Origin of the sequence: Halomonas sp. (assembly GCF_031581305.1) — a bacterium.
In the GTDB taxonomy this organism is placed as follows: domain Bacteria; phylum Pseudomonadota; class Gammaproteobacteria; order Pseudomonadales; family Halomonadaceae; genus Halomonas.
This window is the reverse complement of sequence record NZ_JAVLBC010000039.1, coordinates 1-18,830: the sequence shown is the minus strand read 5'-3', so window position 1 is coordinate 18,830 and position 18,830 is coordinate 1. Positions and strand designations below refer to the sequence as shown.

The window sequence follows — 18,830 nt, the reverse complement described above, 5'->3', positions numbered from 1 at the left end:
TAGCCCGTAGCCCGTAGCCCGTAGCCCGTAGCCCGTAGCCCGTAGCCCGTAGCCCAGATCCTAACTACCGGAGACGGAGCCGAGGGCACCGAGACAGTAGTACTTCGTCTCCAGGTACTCGTCGATGCCGGTCACCCCGCCCTCGCGGCCGAGTCCGGAGTGCTTGACGCCGCCGAAGGGCACGGGCGGACCGGTCATCTTCACCGAGTTCACCGAGACCATGCCGAACTCCAGGGCGCGCAGGATCTTCCAGATACGGCGAATATCGTGGGTGTAGAGGTAAGCGGCCAGGCCATACTCGGTGTCGTTGGCCATCTCGATGGCCTGATCATCGTCGGCATAGGCGGTGATGCCGGCCACCGGGGCGAAGCTCTCTTCGTGCCAGATCTTCATGTCGTGGGTCACGCCCGTGAGCAGCACCGGCATGAAAAAGTTCTCGCCCGGCGCCTGACTCTGGTCGCCGGCCACCAACGTAGCGCCCTTGGAGATGGCGTCATCGACAATGGCCGCGGCCTTCTCCACCGCCTGACGATGGATCAATGGCCCCAGGTCGATCTCGCCCTCCAGGCCATTGCCCACGGTCAGCGCCGCCATGCGCTCGGCGAAGTACCCGACGAACGCGTCGTGGATCGACTCATGGACCAGGATACGATCCGCGGCGAGACAGTCCTGGCCGGCGGTCTGAAACTTGGCCGCCACCGCGGCGAAGGCCGCCTCCTTGGGATCCATGTCCGGGCCGACGATGAAGGGGGCATTGCCGCCCAACTCCAGCGAGACGCGCTTGACGGTGTTGGCACACTGCTCCAGCAGCAGCCGGCCGACCCGGGTGGAGCCGGTGAAGGAGAGCGCCTTGACCCGGTCCTCGGCACACAGGATCCGTGACACCTCGGGCGGGTCGCCCAGCACCACATTGAAGACCCCGGCCGGGATGCCGGCACGCTCGGCGAGTTCCGCCAGCGCCAGCGCCGAGAACGGCGTCTCGCCGGCCGGCTTGACGATCACCGTGCAGCCGGCAGCCATGGCCGCGGCGGCCTTGCGGGTGATCATCGCCAGCGGAAAGTTCCACGGCGTGATCAGCGCGGCGATGCCCACCGGCTCCTTGATGGTCCCCAGCGCCGCATTGGGGATGTGACTGGGGATGGTCTCGCCGAAGGTGCGCTTGCCCTCCTCGGCGAACCAGCGCACGAAGCTGGCGCCATACTCCACCTCGCCGCGGGCGTCGGGCAGCGGCTTGCCCTGCTCCAGGGTCATGAGGGTGGCAAGGTCCTCGCGATGGGCCTGCAACAGGTCATGCCAGGCCAGCAGCCGCTCGCAGCGCTCGTCGGCACGCAACGCGCGCCAGTGCACGAAAGCGGCCTCGGCAGCATCCACGGCCGCGTTGATCTGGTGGGCTTCCAGCCAGGGAATGTGCCCCACCGCCTCGCCGGTGGCCGGATCGAACACGGCCTCCTCGCGGCCACCCTCGCCATGGGTCCACTTGCCGTCGACGTAGGCGTACTGACGGAACAGGCGCGGATCGCTGAGCTTGCTGGACAGAGTCATGCTGTACCTCTCCTGACGCACTGGCCGCATCGAGGATGTCTGGCCGGTGTGGAAAAACGAGGGAGCCGCCGTTCCAGGGCGGCTCGATGGTGTCAGGATAGGGGCTTTGGCGGGGCGGGACTTTTCGTTACCGGGGGCAGGCGGCACAGGATTTTTTGTCCTGTGCCGGAAACGTCCCCTTTTTTCTGTGAGCCTGCAGGGATCGGCCGCATGGCGGCGGGCTCACCCCTCTATCTCATGCTTATCCCACAAGGGTCACGGTGACATCAACGCTGAAACCTCGCTCGACCGGAAAGGCGTCAGGCCAGGTCGTCGGGCGAGAAACCCGGTGCGGGGCGCTTGACGGTCTTGGTGACGATATAGGTGAAGTAGCGCTCGATGCCGGCCTCCCCGGTCAGCCAGGCATCCATCAGCCTCTGATAGGCATCGATGGAGTCGGTCTCGAACTTGATCAGGTAGTCGAGGCCACCGCCAACGGCCACGCACTCGGTGACCTCGGGGGTGGCGTGGACCAGGGCCTCGAAGCGGGCGAAGCTCTCGGCGTTGTGGGCCTTGAGCTCGACCTGCACCCACACCGGCGTGCGCTTGACCAGCGCCGCGGCATTGATGCGGGCGCTGTAGCCTTCGATGATGCCGGCCTTCTCGAGCCGGCGAACTCGCTCCCAGCAGGGGCTGACCGAGAGGTTGATCGCCTCGGCAAGCTTCGACTTGGTGATGCGGCCATCGCGGGAGAGGATCTCGAGGATCTTCAGGTCATAGCGGTCGAGTTTCATCGTGCTGCCGGCCGCCTCATCCCAGGGTGTCGACGATATCGGCAATCACCGCGATGGTGTCGCCCATGTTGACCAGCGCCGGGTGACGCCGGGCGGCCAGCACCCCGCTGCGCCTAGCGCGGTACTCCACCGGCGCGGTGCCGCTGCGGGTCATGTCGTAGACCCTCGCCACCACGTCGCCCTTCTCGACTCGCTCGCCCAGGGCGAAGCAGAGCTCCAGCACGCCACTGTGCTCGCTCTGCACGTAGCAGCTGGCGTCGGGCATGTCGAGATAGACCAAGGGGGCGTCGGGCATCTCCACCTCGCCAGCCATCAGGCCATAGTGGATCAGGAAGTTACGCACGCCGCGCTCGGTGATCGCCATGCTCTCCGGCGTGGAGGTGCCGCCGCCGCCGAGCTCGGTGGCCACGAAGACCTTGCCCTGGCGCTCCACCGCGGTGTCGAACAGCGCCGCCGCGTCAAGCTCGAACATCATCATGGCATAGGGGGCGCCGAAGGCCTTGGCGCCTTCCAGCGCCTGGCGCTGCTGCTCCGGATCGTCAAGCACGTGGGAGGCGCCGAAGGGGATGATGTCCAGGGTGCGCCCGCCGGAGTGCAGGTCGAGCACCACGTCGCTCATCGGCACCATCACCCGAGTGAAATAGTCGGCGATCTTCTCGGTCACGCTGCCATCCGGATCGCCGGGGAAGCTGCGGTTGAGGTTGCCGCCGTCGAGGCCGGAGGTGCGCTTGCCGGCCATCACCGCCGGCTGGTTCATGCAGGGCACGATGATTACCCGGCCACGTACGTCCTCGGCCGAAAGCGAGCTGGAAAGCTTGAGCAGCGAGGTGATGCCCTCGTACTCGTCGCCGTGGTTGCCGCCGGTCAACAGCGCCGTGGGGCCCTCGCCGTTCTTCACCACGGTGACGGGGATCATCACCGCCCCCCAGGCCGACTCGTCCACGGAGATCGGCAGCTTGAGGAAACCGTGCTGGACGCCGTCGGCGTCGAAGTCGACGGTGGCGCTGATCGGGCTGGGACGCTTGGTCATGGTATGAAACTCCTTGTTCTCGTGTGGCATGGGCATCATGGCTTCCGCGCCACTCGGGGCTGATCTGGCGGCAGATCTTCGAGGGGGCGCTGTGAACCCTTCCCTGGGCGCTACCGACGCCATCCCTGGCGTAGGACCCCCTCTACGATCTCCCCCAGCGCCCCTCGTTACTTGTTGAAGCAGGCCGACCTTGCTGAAAGTTCAGCGCACGAAGAGCTGGCGCGGGAAGTCGGCCAGGGTCTCGCAGCCGGTCTCGGTGATCAGGATGCTCTCGGTGATCTCAAGGCCCCAGTCGTCTTCCCACAGGCCCGGCATGAAGTGGAAGGTCATGCCGGGCTTCAGAATGGTCTCGTCCGAGGGGCGAAGACTCATGGTGCGCTCGCCCCAGTCCGGGGGGTAGCTGATGCCGATGGGATAGCCACAGCGCGCGCCGCCGCGGTCGAAGCCGTACTTGTCCATGGCCGAGCCCAGCGCCATGGCGATGTCCGCAGTGCGATTGCCGGGTTTGGCCACCGCCAGACCGCTCTCGATACCCTCGAGCAGCGCCGATTCGGCGCGCACGAACTCCTGGGGCGGCCTGCCCAGGAAGACCGTCCGCGACATCGGCGCGTGGTAGCGCTTGAAGACCCCGGCGATCTCGAAGAAGGTGCCCTCGCCTTCGCGAAACGGCGTGTCGTCCCAGGTCAGGTGCGGGGCGGCGGCATCACTGCCGGTCGGCAACAGGGGCACGATAGCGGGGTAGTCACCGCCGTAGATCTTGCCCTGCTCGTCCCGCCAGCCCTCGATGCCGACGCGGTAGATCTCCGAGACCAGCTGGCTCTTGGGCAGGCCCGGTTCGATCACCTCGAGGATCCGCGTGTGCATCCCCTCGACGATCTTCGCCGCCACGCGCATGTACTCGACCTCCTGGGGCGACTTGACTGCCCGACACCAGTTGACCAACGAGTTGGCGTCCATGAAGCGCGCATGGGGAAGCTCGCGCAGCAGGCTCAAATAGGCCTTGGCCGAGAAATAGTAGTTGTCCATCTCCATGCCCACCACGCCCTCGTGCCAGCCGCGATCGGGAAGGATGGTCTGGGCGAGGTAGTCCATGGGATGCATGTCCGGATTCTGCACGTAGTAATCCGGGTAATAGGTAATGTTGTCCGGATCGATCCAGCAGGTCCGCAGGGCCCCGTTGGCGTCCATCCGTCGGCCGTACCATACCGGCTCCCCCTCCAGGCCCACGAGCACGCACTGGTGCACGTAGAAGGACCAACCGTCGTAGCCGGTCAACCAGGCCATGTTGGAGGGGTCGCTGACGATCAGCACGTCGATACCACGGCTGGCCATCTCGGCACGGACCTTCCACAGGCGGGTTGCGTATTCCTCACGAGTGAAGGGCAGGGAAACCTGGATCATGAAGCCACTCGCCATCGCATCATCAAGAAAATCGGCCCTCTCTGCAGCGAGAAGGCCGGGCCGGGGGCCGCGACACCGTCGAAGCGCCGGGTCGCCTCGTGGGAGCCGCGGGCATTCCTGACAGTCGTTCGATTCCCCTGAGCGGAGGTTACTGCCAACCCATGGTGGGCGGTCAAGCATTTCCTGGCATCCGGCTGCGGATGCCTCATGACGCTTGTCCGGACAGGGTCATGCTCCCATGATGGATCAGGACCAGACAGAGGAGACAACATGAAGGTTCTCGTACATATCGACGACGCCGAGCAGTGGCGGGATGCCCTGGCCGAGCGCCTGCCCGAGGCCGAGGTATTTACCAGCAGCGCCCCGGCCGGGCAGCGACGCGAAGCGGACTACCTGGCGGTGTGGAAACCCTCCGCCGAATTGCTCGGCGAGCCCGAACGGCTGAAGGGCATCGTCAACCTCGGCGCCGGGGTCGACGCCCTGCTGAATAACCCGGGGCTCCCCAAGAACGTGCCCATCGTCAAGCTACGCGACGCGGGCATGGCCGAGCTGATCGGTGACTATGTGCGTTACGGCATCCTGCACTTCCAGCGTGATTTCGACCGCTACCGTCGCCAGCAGGCCCGCCGCGACTGGCACGAGCATGCAGTAGTCGACAAGGCTGACTGGCCGGTGGGCGTGCTGGGGCTCGGCGCCATCGGCGCGAGGGTCGCCGCCATGGTGGCCGCCGACGGCTTCCCGGTACATGGTTGGAGCCGCTCGCCCAAGTCGCTCGATGGCATCACCTGCCATCACGGTGACGAGGGGCTGGATGAGTTGCTCGGCCAGGTCAGGAGCCTGGTGCTGCTGCTACCGGACACCTCCGCGACACGCCATATCATCGATGAGGACGCCCTCGCGCAGCTCCCCGAAGGGGCCAGCCTGATCAACCCCGGTCGCGGCACCCTGATCGATGAGGCCGCCCTGCTCGACGCGCTTGGTCCAGATAGAGAGGGCGAGGGTGACACGGGGAGTAGGTTGCGCGGGGCGCTGCTCGACGCCTTCCCCCAGGAGCCCTTGCCCGACGAGAGTCCGCTCTGGTCGCACCCGCGAGTCTGGATCACCCCCCACATGGCCGGCCCGACCCCTCTCGGCGAGGCACTGGACCAGGTGGCCGAGGCGCTGCGCGCCTTCGAGGCGAGCGAAGCCCTCGACACCGTCGACCCCGAGGCCGGTTACTGAGCCACTGCCCCCTACAACAGGTATCAAGAAGGCCTTAGGCTGAGAAAAGAAGATTTCCAACGACCTCCAGGGAGGTGTGTGATGAGCATGAAAGTGAACTATGGCCCCCACGACGCGCTGCTCGTCGTGGACATGCAGAACGATTTTTGCGAGGGCGGCGCACTGGGCGTCGAGGGCGGTGCGGGACTGGTTCCCGGCATCAACACCGAGATCAAGGCCGCCCGGGCAGCCGGTGCCCCGGTGGTCGCCACGCGAGACTGGCACCCCATTGACCATGTGAGCTTCACGCATCGCGGTGGCCCCTGGCCGGTGCACTGCGTGCAGGACACCGAGGGCGCGGCCTTCCATCCCGACCTGGCCCTTCCTGATGACGTCATCCGCGTCAGCAAAGCCACCGCCTTCGATGCCGATGCCTACTCCGCCTTCGATGGCACGGGGCTCGGCGGCTACCTGAAGGAGAAGGGCATCGAGCGAGTGATCGTCTGTGGCCTGGCCCTGGACGTCTGCGTCAGGGCCACGGTGCTGGAAGCCCGCCGGGAGGGTTTCGATACCTTGCTGCTGGAGCGTCTCTCCGCGGCGGTGAACCCCGACGCCATATCCGAGTGCCGGCAAGAATTCACCGACGCCGGTGCCGAGGTACGCGCATGAACGAACCGATCTCCCCGCGGGTGGACGACAACGAGCTGGCCCTGCTCACCGACCTCTACCAGCTGACCATGACCCAGGCCTACTGGAAGGAGGCGATGCACGAGCGGGCCACCTTCAGCCTCTTCTTCCGCAAGATGCCACCGCCACGCCGCTTCATGCTGGCCTGCGGACAGCAACATGCCGCAGCACTGCTCAGCCGGCTGCGCTTCGGCGACGTGGCCCTCGACCGCCTTGCCGGCACCGGCCTGTTCGACCAGGGCTTCCTCGACTGGCTGGGCAACTGGCGCTTCGAGGGCGACATCTGGACCCTCCCCGAGGGCACGCCGGTGTTTGCCAACGAGCCGCTGCTGGAAGTGGACGCACCCATCGCCCAGGCCCAGCTGCTCGAAAGCCTCGTGATGAACCTGGTACAGGTGGAGACGGTCCTCGCCTCCAAGGCGGTACGCCTCGTGATGGCCGCCCGGGGGCGCCCGGTGGTGGATTTCGGCATGCGCCGCATGCACGGCGTGGACGCCGCGGTGCGGGGCGTCCGAGCCTACCGCAGCGCGGGACTGGCCGGGACCAGCAACGTGCTCGGCGGCCTGCGCCACGACCTGGCGATCAACGGCACCATGGCACACAGCTATATCCTCGCCCACGATGACGAGCGGGAGGCCTTCCGTGCCTTCGCCCGCCACTACCCCGGCACCACCCTGCTGGTCGATACCCACGATACCCTGGAAGGGGTCCGCAAGGTGATCGAGATCATGCGCGAGGAACCGGAGATCGACGTGAAGGCCATCCGACTCGATTCCGGCGACCTGGGTGAGCTGGCGAAGGGCTCGCGCGCCCTGCTCGACGAGGCAGGGCATGACGAGATCACCATCGTCGCCAGCAGCGGTCTCGACGAGCACCAGATCGAGGCGCTGCTCGAGGACGGCGCTCCCATCGATGCCTTCGGTGTCGGCACCCAGATGGGCGTATCGGCCGACGCCCCGGTGATCGACCTCTCCTACAAGCTGGTGGAGTATGCCGGCACCCCGCGGGTCAAGCACTCGACGGGCAAGATCAACTTGCCTTGCCGCAAGCAGCTCTATCGCCGCCAGGACGATCAAGGCCGCTACGTCGGCGACGTCATCGCCCTGCGTGACGAGTCCATCGACGCCGGTGAGCCGCTGCTGCGCCCGCTGGTCCGGGCGGGTCAGCTCGACGATGACGAGATGGTCCGGGCCGATGACGCCCGCGAGCGGGTCGCGGACGCCCTCGAACGCTTCCCCGAGGACGTCAGGCAACTTGCGGAGGGCGAGAGCGACTACCCGGTCACCCTTAGCCCTGAACTCGAGCGCCTGCAGTCGAAGACCTGACGACCCGTCCTCAGCCTGGCCTGGCAGGCCAGGAGCTGACCGACAAGGCACAAGAAGGGCACATCGCCGGCGATGTGCCCTTCTTGCATCGTGCCGCCAGGTGATGCCAGGGGCGCCGTCACATCTTGTCCTGGGTCCGGGTCTGGAAGTCGCTGGCCGAGTGGCGCTCGTGCAACTGCTCCGACGGCTCTCCCCAGGTGCGGTTGACCATGCGCCCGCGCTTGACCGCCGGCCGCTCGGCAATGCGCCTCGCCCAGCGCTGCAGGTTGGGATACTCGTCGACAGCCAGGAACTCCCCGGCATCATAGAGCAGCCCCTGGGCCAGAACGCCATACCAGGGATAGATGGCCATGTCGGCGATAGTGTAGTCGTCACCCGCGATATAGGGACGCTCGGCGAGCTGGCGATCGAGCACGTCGAGTTGTCGCTTGGTCTCCATGGTGTAGCGGTCGATGGGGTACTCGAGCGGCTCCGGTGCATAGGCGTAGAAGTGGCCGAAACCGCCACCGACATAGGGGGCTGCGCCCATTTGCCAGAACAGCCAGTTGAGGGTCTCGGTCCGCCTGGCGTGATCCTCGGGCAGGAAGGCGCCAAATGTCTCGGCCAGGTAGAGCAGGATCGCGCCTGACTCGAACACGCGGGTCGGCGGCTCGGTGGTGTGATCCATCAGGGCCGGGATCTTGGAATTGGGGTTGGCGGCGACGAAGCCGCTGGAGAACTGGTCGCCCTCGCCGATGCGGATCGGCCAGGCGTCATACTCGGCGTCCTGATGTCCCAGCGCCAGCAGTTCCTCGAGCATGATGGTCACTTTCACGCCGTTGGGCGTTGCCAGGGAGTAGAGCTGCAGGGGATGCTTTCCGACGGGCAGCTCCCTGTTGTGGGTCGATCCGGCCACGGGCCGATTGATGCTGGCGAACCGACCACCGCTCTCGCTTTCCCATCGCCAGACGCGCGGCGGCTGATAGGACGTATCCTCGGTCATGAGCATTCTCCTGTGCCGAATGGCAGTCGGGTGTCCATTGCAAGGGCCCGGCGAGGTCCTCGCCGGGCTTGCGTGGCGGCGGGCCGTGCAAGGATGCCCACCGCCCGCGAACGGGCCTTGCCGCGAAGGGTTGCGCCTTACAGTGGCTGCTTGGTCGGGCGGATGATCAGCTCGTTGACGTCGACGTCCGCCGGCTGCTCGATGGCGTAGGCGATCGCCCGGGCGATGGCATCGGCATCGATGGCCATCTCGTAGAGCTCGTTCACGCCCTTGGCGGTATCGGGGTCGCTGATGGTGGTGGTCAGCTCGGTGGCCACTGCCCCCGGGGAGATGTTGGTGGAGCGGATCTCTTCGCCACCCTCCTGGCGAATGCCCTCGGAGAGCGCCTTGACCGCATACTTGGTGGCACAGTAGACGGCCGCGGACGGGAAGACCACGTGGCCGGCCACGGAAGAGAGGTTGATGATGTGGCCGGCATGCTGCTCGCGCATGGTCGGCAGCACCGCGGCGATGCCGTAGAGCACGCCCTTGATGTTGACGTCGACCATCTGCTCCCACTCGTCGACCTTGAGCTGGTCCAACGGTGAGAGCGGCATCAGGCCGGCATTGTTGACCAGCACGTCAATGCGGCCATAGGCCTCCCTGGCGGCGGTGGCGAGGTCCTCGACCTGGTTGCGGTCGGTCACGTCGGTGACGCGATAGATGGCCTCGCCCCCCTGCTCGACGATGGCGTCACGCAGCGCCACGAGGCGCTCCTCGCGACGGGCACCGAGCACCAGCTTGGCACCGCCCTTGGCCAGGCGATGGGCAGTGGCTTCGCCGAGGCCGCTGCTGGCCCCGGTAATGATGACGACCTTGCCGTTGATCTCGGACATGGAATCTTCTCCTTTGGATGACGTGATGGTTCGGGTTTCCAGCCGACAGGCCGGATATTCTCTAATGTGTCAGGCCGGCTGTTCGGCCAGGCTAAAGTGATCGATAGGGTTGGAACAATCTATTTAGACCGGTCTACTAGTGGCAAGGCAAGAGCCAGTAGGGGGCATTGTCCGATCAGCATCAGCTCAAGGCGGTGGGTTCGCGAATCAGCACCTGGCGAAAGAGGATCGCCTCGAAACACTCCATGGGGGCCAGGGACTTGACCGTCTTGGCACGCAGGATGGCGCCCTCCCAGCCGGCCATGATGAAGCTCGCCAATGCCTCGGAATCGAGCTCACCCGGCACCTCCCCGGCGGAACGGGCCTCCTCGAGGCAGGCCACCAACCGACGCTCCCAGGCACGGAACACCTGGTCCAGGCGGACCCGGAAGACCTCGCTGCGCGCCGAGAGCTCCTGGCCCAGGTTGCCGATCAGGCAGCCGCGGGCATGATCGCAGGAGAGCATGTCCGCCTTGCCGGCGGCGAAGTAGCGGCGCAGCCGCTCCAGCGGAGAGGCGTCGGTAGCATCGAAGATCGCCGCCAGCCGGGCATCGTACTGCTCCGCGAAGGCGTCGATCACGGCCAGGCCAAAATCTTCCTTGCTCGCGAAGTAATGGTAGAAGGACCCCTTGGGGACCCCGGCCCGGCTGAGCACGGCATTGATGCCAGTGGCGTTGTAGCCCTGCTCGGCGATCAGGTCGGCGCCGATCTCGATCAGCGTGTCACGGGTGGCGTGCGTCTTCATACCCGAAACATTAGACCAGTCGTCTAGCTGGGTCAAGCCGGATGGGGCGCCTCAGTCGAGCATGGCGGCGAAGCGCTTGAGCCACGCCGGGTGGGCCGGCCAGGCGGGTGCCGTGACCAGCTTGCCGCTGGCCACGGCCTGGTCGACATCGATGTCGGCATAGTCGCCACCGGCCAGGCGAACCTCCGGGGCACAGGCCGGGTAGGCCGAGACCCGATGCCCCTCGAGGGAGACAGCGGCCGCCAGCAGCTGGGCACCGTGGCAGATAGCGGCCACCGGCTTGTCATGGTCAAAGAAGTGGCGGACCATCTCCAGCACCCGCTCGTCGAGGCGCAGGTACTCCGGCGCTCGCCCACCGGGAACGACCAGGCCGTCGTAGTCGGCGACCTCCACCTCGGCGAAGGTGGCATTCAGGGCGAAGTCGTGGCCGGGCTTCTCGGAGTAGGTCTGGTCACCCTCGAAGTCGTGGATGGCGGTGCGTATCTTGTCGCCCTCGCGCTTGTCGGGACACACCGCATCGACCTCGTGTCCCATGGCCTGCAGGGCCTGGAAGGGCACCATGATCTCGTAGTCCTCGACATAGTCACCGGCGATCAGCAAGAGTCTGGCCATGAGAGTCTCCTCGGTGGTGTGGTGGCGACGAGGGCGTCGCCCTGCAAGGGCAGCCTAGCAGCCCCTCGGTGCGCATGCCGGGAAAAGCGCAAGTAGCGTGCAGGCGGGAACCCTCATCCCCCGCGGCGACTCTCACCCTTGTCCCATCGACGGCCATGGAGTCCTTGCATGCCCGCACCGCTGCACCCTTGCGCCGCCTTCATCCTGCTCCTGCTGCTGGCCGCCGGCAGCGCCCTCGCCGCCCAGCCGCGTCCCTTCGATGCCCGCTACCATGTCCAGGTCGACGGTTGGCCGAGTACCACGGTCGAGCACCGCCTGAGTCGTGACGGCACCTACTGGCAGAGCGACATGCGTGCCACCGTCGCGGTGGCACGCGGCCATGAACGCAGCCGATTCATCGCCGACGAGACCATCCGCGCGCTGCACTATGCCAGCGGCTACCGCCTGCTGGGGATCGGCAAGAACTATGAACTGGAGGGAGAGGCGCTGGCCCGGCTGCCCGACCGCCAGAGTGCGCTGTTCGACCTCTCACGACGCGCCGTGGCCGACGACTGTGAAGCGACCTGCCGACTGCGCTACCTGGATCACCGCGGCCGCGAGGAGCGGGTCGACTATCGCCGGCTGGACCGCGGTATACTGGACTTACCCGCCGGTCGCTTCGAAGCGGTCAGGGTGGAAGTCACCGAACCGGACGACCCCGATCGTCGCATGGTCTTCAGTTTCCACCCCGGCGTTCCGGGCCTGCTGCTGGCCATGGAGTACCACCGCAACGGCGAGCAACGGAGCCACCTGACCCTCACCCACCTGACGCTGGCCAGCGACGGGCTCGCTTCCTCCCCGAAGGGAAATTGACTAGAGTGGGCGGCTTTCGGTCGCCGCCGGCGACCCCTGGACGGGAAGGGAGTCTCGATGCTGAGCGGTCTGGTGATCGTGCTGTTGCCGCTGGTGCTGGGGTATCTGGTACCGGTGCGGGATGCCCGGTTGCTGGGCCTGATCAACCGTGGCGTGAACGCCTCGATCTACGTGATCCTGCTGCTGATGGGCGTGAGCCTGGCGGGCCTGGATGACCTGGCCGGTCAGCTCTCGCGCCTGGGCGGGCAGGCCCTGCTGCTGTTCGCGGTGATCTCGGCCTGTAACCTGGCGGCCCTCTGGTGGCTGTCGCGCCGGCAGGGCCTCACCGCCGACCCTGCCTTGGTGGTGACAGGAGCGCCCACCAGCAAGTGGGCCGCCATGGCCGGCTCGCTGGCGCTGGTGGCGGTGGTAGTGGCCGGCGTGGTGCTTGGGCTGCTGCTGGCGTGGCTCACCGGTAGCGGGCTGTTCGCCCTGGCCGAGACCCTGGCCGAAGCAGTGCTCTACGCCCTGCTGGCACTGATCGGCTGCCAGCTGCGCAATTCCGGCATGCCACTGCGCCAGATCGTGCTCAACCGCTTCGGTCTGGCCATCGCCCTGACGCTGGCCGCCAGCTCGCTGATCGGCGGACTCCTGGCGGCGCCGCTGCTGGACCTGGCCTGGAACGAGGGACTGGCGCTGGCTGCCGGCTTCGGCTGGTACTCGCTCTCCGGCATCCTGGTCGGCGACCAGCTGGGCCCCCTGATGGGCGGGGTGGCCTTCTTCAACGACCTGGCCCGGGAGCTGCTCGCCTTCGTGCTGATCCCGCTGGTCATCCGCCGCCATGCGGCCCTGGCGATCGGCTATGGCGGCGCCACCTCCATGGATTTTACCCTGCCGGTGATCCAGCAGCACGGGGGCGTGTCCTGTGTGCCGGTGGCCGTCGTCAGCGGCTTTCTTCTCTCGCTGCTGTCGCCGCCGCTGATCCTTCTGCTGCTCTCGCTGTGACGCGCCGCCACTCTTGCCGGCAGGGGCCCCGCAACCTGCACATTGCCTGCACAGAACCTGACCGATGGTTGCACGCCCAGCAGCGATAGTGGTTTACACTCTCGCCGCACCTGCTCCCGGAGCTCGTCCATGCGCTCGCCACGTCTCACCCGTCCAGCCGTCTCACGGCTCGGCATCAAGCTATTCGCGATCATCCTGGTGGTCAACGTGGCCATCGCCGGGCTGGTGTTCCTGGCGGTCTCGCGCAGTCTCGACCAGGGCTTCATCGAGTATCTGGACCAGACCCAGACCCGCCGCGCCGAGACGCTGGCCGAGGGGCTCGCCGAGGAGTGGGCCAGCCGCGGCGACTGGCAGTGGCTGCGCCAGTCACCACGGGCCTGGCACCGCCTGGTGCGCCGCCAGCTGTGGCCCGGCAATACGCCGCCACCGGAGGGCATCGAGCGGCGTCTGGGGAACCCCAAGGACTTCGTGCTCCATGACGCATCCGGCCTGCCGGTGATCGGCCTGCCGCCGGACAGCGACCAGGAGGCGGCAGAGCTACGCTGGCTGCCGATCGAGCATGCTGGCGAGCGGGTCGGAATGCTTGGCTATCGCCCGCCCCAGCAGCTGATGGCCCGCATGGACCACATCTTCCTCTCCCGCCAGCAGCGTAACCTGGGCATCATCGTTGCCTCGCTGGGCCTGGCCTCGCTGCTGCTGGCCGGGGGGCTCTCATGGTGGCTGGGGCGGCGCACCCGCGGCATGGCACGGGCCACGCGCCGCCTCACCGAGGGTGACTACAGTACGCGCCTGGCGGAGCACGGTCGCGACGAGCTGTCGAGCCTCGCTCACGACTTCAACGTACTGGCCGCCACCCTGGAGGCCAGCCGCGAGGCGCGCAACCGCTGGGTCTCCGATATCGCCCACGAGCTGCGCACGCCGCTGGCCGTGCTGCGTGGCGAGATCGAGGCCATGCAGGACGGCATCCGCACCCTGGACCAGGACAACCTGCACTCGCTGGCCCAGGAAGTCGGCCAACTGGAGCGCCTGGTGGCCGACCTGCACCTGCTCTCGCAGAGCGATGCCGGCGCCCTGGAGGTCCAGCTGGCTCCGCTGGACCTGGCGGAGAGCCTCGCCTCGCGCCTCGATGAGGCCAGCGGCTGGCTGGGCGACAGCGGCATTCGCCTGGAGCGAGAGATCGAGGGCCCGGCCTGGATCCGCGGCGACACGCAGCGTCTGCGCCAGCTGTGGAACAATCTGATCGACAATACCTGCGCCTACACCCGGGCACCGGGGAAGCTGCGCGTTCGCCTGGCAAGCCATCAAGGGCAGGTACAGGTGACCTGGGAGGACAGCGCGCCGGGGGTGCCCGAGGCCGAGCTTCCGCGGCTCACCGAGCGGCTCTACCGGGTCGAGGGGTCACGGAGTCGCGCCAGTGGCGGCAGCGGCCTGGGGCTGTCGATTGCCATCGCCCTGGCCCGCGCCCACGGGGCGCGCATGGAGGCCTCCTCCTCGCCGCTCGGCGGGTTATGCTGGACCCTGACCTTTCCCCCCATCAAGGACCACTCGCTCAGGGAGGATGCCGCATGAGCACGTCAGACACCGACCAGGACCAGGTCCTGATTGTCGAGGATGAACCCAAGATCGCCCGCCTGGTCGCCGACTACCTGCAGGGCAGCGGCTTCACCAGCCACCATCTGGCCCACGGCGATGCCGTGCTGCCATGGCTCGAGGATCGCCGGACGCGCCCGGAGCTGGTGATGCTCGACCTGATGCTGCCGGGCACCGACGGCCTGACGCTGTGCCGGGAGATCCGCCAGCGCTGGCCGGAGGTAGCCATCATCATGCTCACCGCCCGGGTCGAAGAGGTCGACCGCCTGCTGGGCCTGGAACTGGGCGCCGACGACTACATCTGCAAGCCTTTCAGCCCCCGTGAAGTGGTGGCCCGGACCAGGGCGGTGCTGCGCCGTAGCCGGGCCGCCAGCGCTCCCGACCAGGGGAGCAGCGACCTGATCCTCGACGAGGAGGGCTGGCGGGCCCTGGCCGACGGCCACGACCTTGGGCTTACTGCCGTGGAATTCCAGCTGCTGAAGGTGATGATGCACTCACCCGGGCGCATCTTTACCCGCGAGCAGCTGATGGACCACATGTACCGCGACCATCGCATCGTCTCCGAGCGCACCGTCGACAGCCACATCAAGAAGCTGCGCCGCAAGATCGCCGAGACCTGGCCCGAGCGCGAGGTGATCCGCTCGGTCTATGGTGTCGGGTACAAGTATCAGCCGGAGGAGTGAGCCCCCGGCAGATGCACGACCTTTGCACCCTCGCTGCATGCCGCTTGCACTCCCGGCGACGAGACTGGCAACGTCAACCCGAGGCCCCAAGGAAAACCGCCATGACACGCTCTTTCACCCGCACCCTGCTGGCGCCCGTGCTGCTCGCCGTCGCCATCCTCCCCCTGGCGCTCTCCGCCAGTGCTGCCCCCGTCGAGGGCAACCACCAGGGCGGGAGCGAGGAACATCGCCAGCAGCACGAGCAACGCCGCCAGGCCCTCTTCGAGCGGGCCGGCATCGATGAGGAGACCCGCCAGGCCATGGAGAAGGCCCGCCGTGAGCACCGTAAGGCGGTCCGCGAACTGCGCCAGGAGCACCGCCAGCGCATGGACGAGATCCTCGGCGCGGAACAGCGCAAGGCGCTACAGGCCGCCCGTCAGGAACTACGCGAGGAGCAGCGCACCAAGCGCCGTGAAACCATGCAGCAGCGCCTGACCGAGCTGGTCGACAGCTGGGAACTCAGCGACGAGGAGCGCGAGGCCCTGCGCAAGGCCCGCGAGACGATCTATGCCGACATGCAGGCGCTGCGCGAGCGCGACATCGACTCCCGCCAGGAACGTCGCGAGGCCATGCATGAACTCCGCGAGGAGCACCATGAGGTCCTCGCCGAGATCCTCAGCGACGCGCAGATCGAGGAGATGCGCACGGTCCTCTCCCGCCACGACCGCCCCGGCAACGGCCACGCCAGCCGCAGGGACGACGGCAACTGACGCCTCACGCTCCCTTCTTCCCCCTCTTTCCCGTTTCGCCCGGCCTCGTGCCGGGCGTTCTCGATAATGTCTTGATAAAGGTCAAGCCTGCACGCCGGGCAAGCTGAGGGCCGCACAGGCCATTACTCCCAGGGGAGTATCACGCGGATCAAGCCCCGTTGAGGGTGGCGATCAGCCGTCGCGCCCCGCCATGGTCGCGGTGCTCTCCCAGCCATAGCCCCTGCCAGGTGCCAAGGGCCAGGCGCCCGTCGCGCACCGCCAGGGTCAGCTGGGTGCCAAGCAGGCTGGCGCAGACATGGGCCGGCATGTCGTCCGGCCCCTCGAGGGTATGGCGGAAATAGGGCAGATCACCGGGGATACGCTCGCGCAGGAAGGCATCCAGGTCGTGTCGCACGTCAGGGTCGGCGTTCTCGTTGAGGGTCAGCGACGCCGAGGTGTGGAGCAGTTGAAGGTGCAGCAGCCCGGTGGCCACCTCGCCGAGCCACGGCAGTCCGGCCACGACCTCGTCGGTGACAAGATGGAAGCCGCGCGAGCGCGGCGCGAGACGCAGTTCCTGCTGTTGCCACATGGCGACTCCTGGGGTGGGTGAGAGGGTAGGTGCCGCCATGCTAGCGCGACCCGCCGCCACAACAAAGGAGAGGGCCAGGCGCTGCCTTGAGGCACCGATTCAGCGCGTGAAGCTGGATACCGTTCGCCCCGTGGCGGGACGGCGTGGACGGCCACGGCAACGTCCACGCAAGCTGCATGCAGACAAGGCCCACGATGCACGACGTTGCCGCCGGGCCTGTCACATCCAGCACATGCGTCTACGAATTGCCCGCCGTGGCATCGAAGATGGCCAGAAGCTCGGTGTCACCCTCATGAATGAGGCGGGTTGAGGGCATGGGGAGGGCTAGGAGTGATCGGGTGGATCATGAGAGATGAGGAGACCGGGTCACAATGATGTGCATGTGGCGTCATTTTGACGTATTCTAAGTGTGTCATACAGCTCGCTGGCGATGTACCGAATCGGACGATGGAGGTAGTAATGGATATCATCGAGCAGGATAGCAACAACGGCGGCACCCGCATGCTGGCTGATATTGGCCTGCCCCGAGAGGTGTACACCAACCAAGTGGCCTTCATCAGGGCCGTCAGGGAAGGTCTGTCAGGCCGCGTGCTGCAAAAGGCGGTGAATGCCCTGAGTGGTGACAGGGATGTCTTTGTGAGGCTGCTGGAGACCGACTCGGGCAATCTGCATCGGCTGTACAAAAAGAAGGCTCTTGGGCGTGTTCAGACTGAGGAAATCCTCGATACGCTAAAGGTCTACGTCGAGGCCGCTAGAGTGTTCGGCGACCAGGAGATCGCTAAAGAATGGCTGCACAGCGAAGTGCGAGCGCTTGGCGGATCCCGGCCCGTGGACCTATTCGACACATTCGCCGGGCGAGACATGGTACGAGATGTGCTCGGAAAGATCGAGTTCGGCGAGTTCAGCTGATGGTGTCCACGATGAGCAAAATGGATCATCCCATCGCGACATAAATACCCCTAGTGGTAATCGAATCAATCAATACCAGGGGTACCAAATGAAGCTATACCGAATCACGAAAGAACGTTATCTACATGACCTGTCCGGTCGGGGTGGCAGCTACCGTGACGGCGGACGCTGGAATCGCGCTGGGCATCCCGTGCTGTACTTCGGTCTATCAGCGTCGGTCGTCATGCTGGAAATGGGGAATTACATCCTGAATCCCCGGCAGGTGCCAAAAGACATGGTGCTCGGGATCTACGAGGTCGACACCAGGGAAATCGAAACCGTAGAACTGTCGGACCTGCCCGAAGGCTGGGATCAGTTCCCCCACCCTTCATGCACACAACACCTGGGTTCCGACTTCCTCGCCGCGAACAAGAACCTCATCCTCCAAGTGCCCAGCTGCGCCGCTGGCGGCCTTGATGAAATTGCCGTGGTGAACCCGCTGCACCCTGAAGCCCGAAATATACGGCTGGTCGAAACCGTCACTCAGATCTACAACCCTCGACTGTTCGAAGGAATGAAGTAACAACTGACTGTCTAGTGCCCCGACTTTTCTGATCCATCGCAGACTGGCGTGAAGCACGCCACCTGAGTCGGCTGGCCGAGATGATCGTCCATCTCGCCGATCCCCGAGAAGCGCACCCGATAGCCGTTGCGGCGCGCCACCCCGAGCGCCCAGTCGCGGAAGCGCGCCCGATCCCACTCGAACTTGTGGTCGGGGTCGCGGAACTCGCCCGGCGGCATGTCGAAAAGCGGGTTGTATTCGTGGTTGGGGGTGGTCATCACCAGCAGTTGCGGGCGCAGCCCGGCAAAGACTGCGCGCTCGACCCGGGAGAGCGCCTCGGGCGGGACATGCTCGATGGTCTCGACCATGGCCGCCGCCTCGAAGCCGACCAGCGCCGGGTGGACATCGGCATAGGAGCCGCAGACCAGTTCGAGACGCCCCGCGCGGGCAGCGGGCAGATCCTCCAGGCGCAGCTTGGCCTGGGCCAGCAGTTCCCCGGAGAGCTCCAGGCCCACCACTCGCTCGAACTGCGGCTCACGCAGCAGGTACTGCAGCAGGCCACCGGAGCCACACCCCAGGTCGAGCACCCGTCGCGCACCGCTGGACCTGACCAGCGACACCACGCGCCGCAGTCGCGCCTGGTGGAGGTCGGGGGCCTCGAGGTCGATCATTTCCATGCTGTCTCCATCTGGGCCGGGCGAAAGATGATGACGCATAGCGGCCGAGACGTGTAGCGACGAAGA

The 18,830-nt window shown here is 66.4% G+C and carries 20 protein-coding genes; 10 read left to right on the top strand and 10 right to left on the bottom strand.

Annotation, left to right across the window (positions count from 1 at the left end; genetic code table 11):
- Window positions 1-60: 60 nt before the first annotated feature.
- The 4 genes from RI841_RS05330 to doeA form a co-directional block, all read right to left on the bottom strand.
- Window positions 61-1,542: an NAD-dependent succinate-semialdehyde dehydrogenase gene (locus tag RI841_RS05330; protein WP_310704543.1), complete on the bottom strand. Its 1,482-nt coding sequence runs from the start codon at window positions 1,540-1,542 to the stop codon at window positions 61-63.
- Between the two features lie 299 nt (window positions 1,543-1,841).
- A complete protein-coding gene (locus RI841_RS05325; RefSeq protein ID WP_310704542.1) occupies window positions 1,842-2,315 on the bottom strand; it encodes an Lrp/AsnC family transcriptional regulator in 474 nt (157 codons plus the stop codon).
- A 16-nt stretch (window positions 2,316-2,331) separates the two neighbouring features.
- Window positions 2,332-3,345, bottom strand: a complete 1,014-nt coding sequence (gene doeB, locus RI841_RS05320; protein ID WP_310704541.1) for a N(2)-acetyl-L-2,4-diaminobutanoate deacetylase DoeB — start codon at window positions 3,343-3,345, stop codon at window positions 2,332-2,334.
- A gap of 201 nt (window positions 3,346-3,546) precedes the next feature.
- Window positions 3,547-4,746 carry an ectoine hydrolase DoeA gene (doeA, locus tag RI841_RS05315; RefSeq protein ID WP_310704540.1) on the bottom strand — a complete coding sequence of 400 codons (1,200 nt, stop codon included), beginning with the start codon at window positions 4,744-4,746 and terminating at the stop codon, window positions 3,547-3,549.
- A 270-nt stretch (window positions 4,747-5,016) separates the two neighbouring features.
- Here doeA and RI841_RS05310 point away from each other — a divergent pair, with 270 nt between their 5' ends.
- From RI841_RS05310 to RI841_RS05300, 3 genes are all read left to right on the top strand, one after another.
- Entirely contained in the window at window positions 5,017-5,967 is a 951-nt protein-coding gene (locus RI841_RS05310) for a glyoxylate/hydroxypyruvate reductase A (protein WP_310704539.1), read from the top strand.
- Between the two features lie 81 nt (window positions 5,968-6,048).
- The gene (locus RI841_RS05305; RefSeq protein WP_310704538.1) at window positions 6,049-6,615 is read left to right on the top strand and encodes a nicotinamidase; all 567 of its coding nucleotides are present in this window, start codon (window positions 6,049-6,051) and stop codon (window positions 6,613-6,615) included.
- Window positions 6,612-7,958 (top strand): nicotinate phosphoribosyltransferase, encoded by a 1,347-nt coding sequence (locus tag RI841_RS05300; RefSeq protein ID WP_310704537.1) that lies wholly within the window; start codon window positions 6,612-6,614, stop codon window positions 7,956-7,958. Before RI841_RS05305 ends, RI841_RS05300 begins: the two co-directional genes overlap by 4 nt.
- A gap of 118 nt (window positions 7,959-8,076) precedes the next feature.
- Here RI841_RS05300 and yghU read toward each other — a convergent pair whose 3' ends face one another.
- The 4 genes from yghU to RI841_RS05280 form a co-directional block, all read right to left on the bottom strand.
- Window positions 8,077-8,940: a glutathione-dependent disulfide-bond oxidoreductase gene (gene yghU, locus RI841_RS05295; protein ID WP_310704536.1), complete on the bottom strand. Its 864-nt coding sequence runs from the start codon at window positions 8,938-8,940 to the stop codon at window positions 8,077-8,079.
- A gap of 137 nt (window positions 8,941-9,077) precedes the next feature.
- Entirely contained in the window at window positions 9,078-9,815 is a 738-nt protein-coding gene (locus tag RI841_RS05290) for an SDR family oxidoreductase (protein ID WP_310704535.1), read from the bottom strand.
- A gap of 181 nt (window positions 9,816-9,996) precedes the next feature.
- Entirely contained in the window at window positions 9,997-10,599 is a 603-nt protein-coding gene (locus RI841_RS05285) for a TetR family transcriptional regulator C-terminal domain-containing protein (RefSeq protein ID WP_310704534.1), read from the bottom strand.
- Between the two features lie 51 nt (window positions 10,600-10,650).
- The gene (locus RI841_RS05280) at window positions 10,651-11,211 is read right to left on the bottom strand and encodes a DJ-1/PfpI family protein (RefSeq protein ID WP_310704533.1); all 561 of its coding nucleotides are present in this window, start codon (window positions 11,209-11,211) and stop codon (window positions 10,651-10,653) included.
- A gap of 168 nt (window positions 11,212-11,379) precedes the next feature.
- Here RI841_RS05280 and RI841_RS05275 point away from each other — a divergent pair, with 168 nt between their 5' ends.
- The 5 genes from RI841_RS05275 to RI841_RS05255 all read left to right on the top strand — a co-directional run bounded on the left by RI841_RS05275 (window position 11,380) and on the right by RI841_RS05255 (window position 16,069).
- Window positions 11,380-12,063 carry a hypothetical protein gene (locus RI841_RS05275; RefSeq protein ID WP_310704532.1) on the top strand — a complete coding sequence of 228 codons (684 nt, stop codon included), beginning with the start codon at window positions 11,380-11,382 and terminating at the stop codon, window positions 12,061-12,063.
- 57 nt (window positions 12,064-12,120) lie between these two features.
- A complete protein-coding gene (locus RI841_RS05270) occupies window positions 12,121-13,047 on the top strand; it encodes a lysine exporter LysO family protein (protein ID WP_310704531.1) in 927 nt (308 codons plus the stop codon).
- 129 nt (window positions 13,048-13,176) lie between these two features.
- Window positions 13,177-14,616, top strand: coding sequence for an ATP-binding protein (locus tag RI841_RS05265; protein ID WP_310704530.1), 1,440 nt, complete (start codon window positions 13,177-13,179; stop codon window positions 14,614-14,616).
- Window positions 14,613-15,320 carry a response regulator gene (locus RI841_RS05260; RefSeq protein WP_310704529.1) on the top strand — a complete coding sequence of 236 codons (708 nt, stop codon included), beginning with the start codon at window positions 14,613-14,615 and terminating at the stop codon, window positions 15,318-15,320. The genes RI841_RS05265 and RI841_RS05260 overlap by 4 nt, the downstream gene beginning before the upstream one ends.
- A 101-nt stretch (window positions 15,321-15,421) precedes the next feature.
- Window positions 15,422-16,069 carry a hypothetical protein gene (locus tag RI841_RS05255; protein ID WP_310704528.1) on the top strand — a complete coding sequence of 216 codons (648 nt, stop codon included), beginning with the start codon at window positions 15,422-15,424 and terminating at the stop codon, window positions 16,067-16,069.
- A 148-nt stretch (window positions 16,070-16,217) separates the two neighbouring features.
- On the opposite strand, the gene RI841_RS05250 is transcribed toward RI841_RS05255, so the two are convergent.
- Window positions 16,218-16,637, bottom strand: coding sequence for a secondary thiamine-phosphate synthase enzyme YjbQ (locus tag RI841_RS05250; protein WP_310704527.1), 420 nt, complete (start codon window positions 16,635-16,637; stop codon window positions 16,218-16,220).
- Window positions 16,638-17,096: 459 nt separating this feature from the next.
- On the opposite strand from RI841_RS05250, the gene RI841_RS05240 reads away from it, so the two are divergent.
- Both RI841_RS05240 and RI841_RS05235 read left to right on the top strand, forming a co-directional pair.
- Window positions 17,097-17,546 carry an antitoxin Xre/MbcA/ParS toxin-binding domain-containing protein gene (locus RI841_RS05240; protein ID WP_310704526.1) on the top strand — a complete coding sequence of 150 codons (450 nt, stop codon included), beginning with the start codon at window positions 17,097-17,099 and terminating at the stop codon, window positions 17,544-17,546.
- 88 nt (window positions 17,547-17,634) lie between these two features.
- The gene (locus RI841_RS05235) at window positions 17,635-18,108 is read left to right on the top strand and encodes an RES family NAD+ phosphorylase (RefSeq protein ID WP_310704525.1); all 474 of its coding nucleotides are present in this window, start codon (window positions 17,635-17,637) and stop codon (window positions 18,106-18,108) included.
- An 11-nt stretch (window positions 18,109-18,119) separates the two neighbouring features.
- Here the strand turns inward: RI841_RS05235 and RI841_RS05230 are convergent, their stop codons facing one another.
- Entirely contained in the window at window positions 18,120-18,764 is a 645-nt protein-coding gene (locus tag RI841_RS05230; protein ID WP_310704524.1) for a methyltransferase domain-containing protein, read from the bottom strand.
- Window positions 18,765-18,830: the final 66 nt, after the last annotated feature.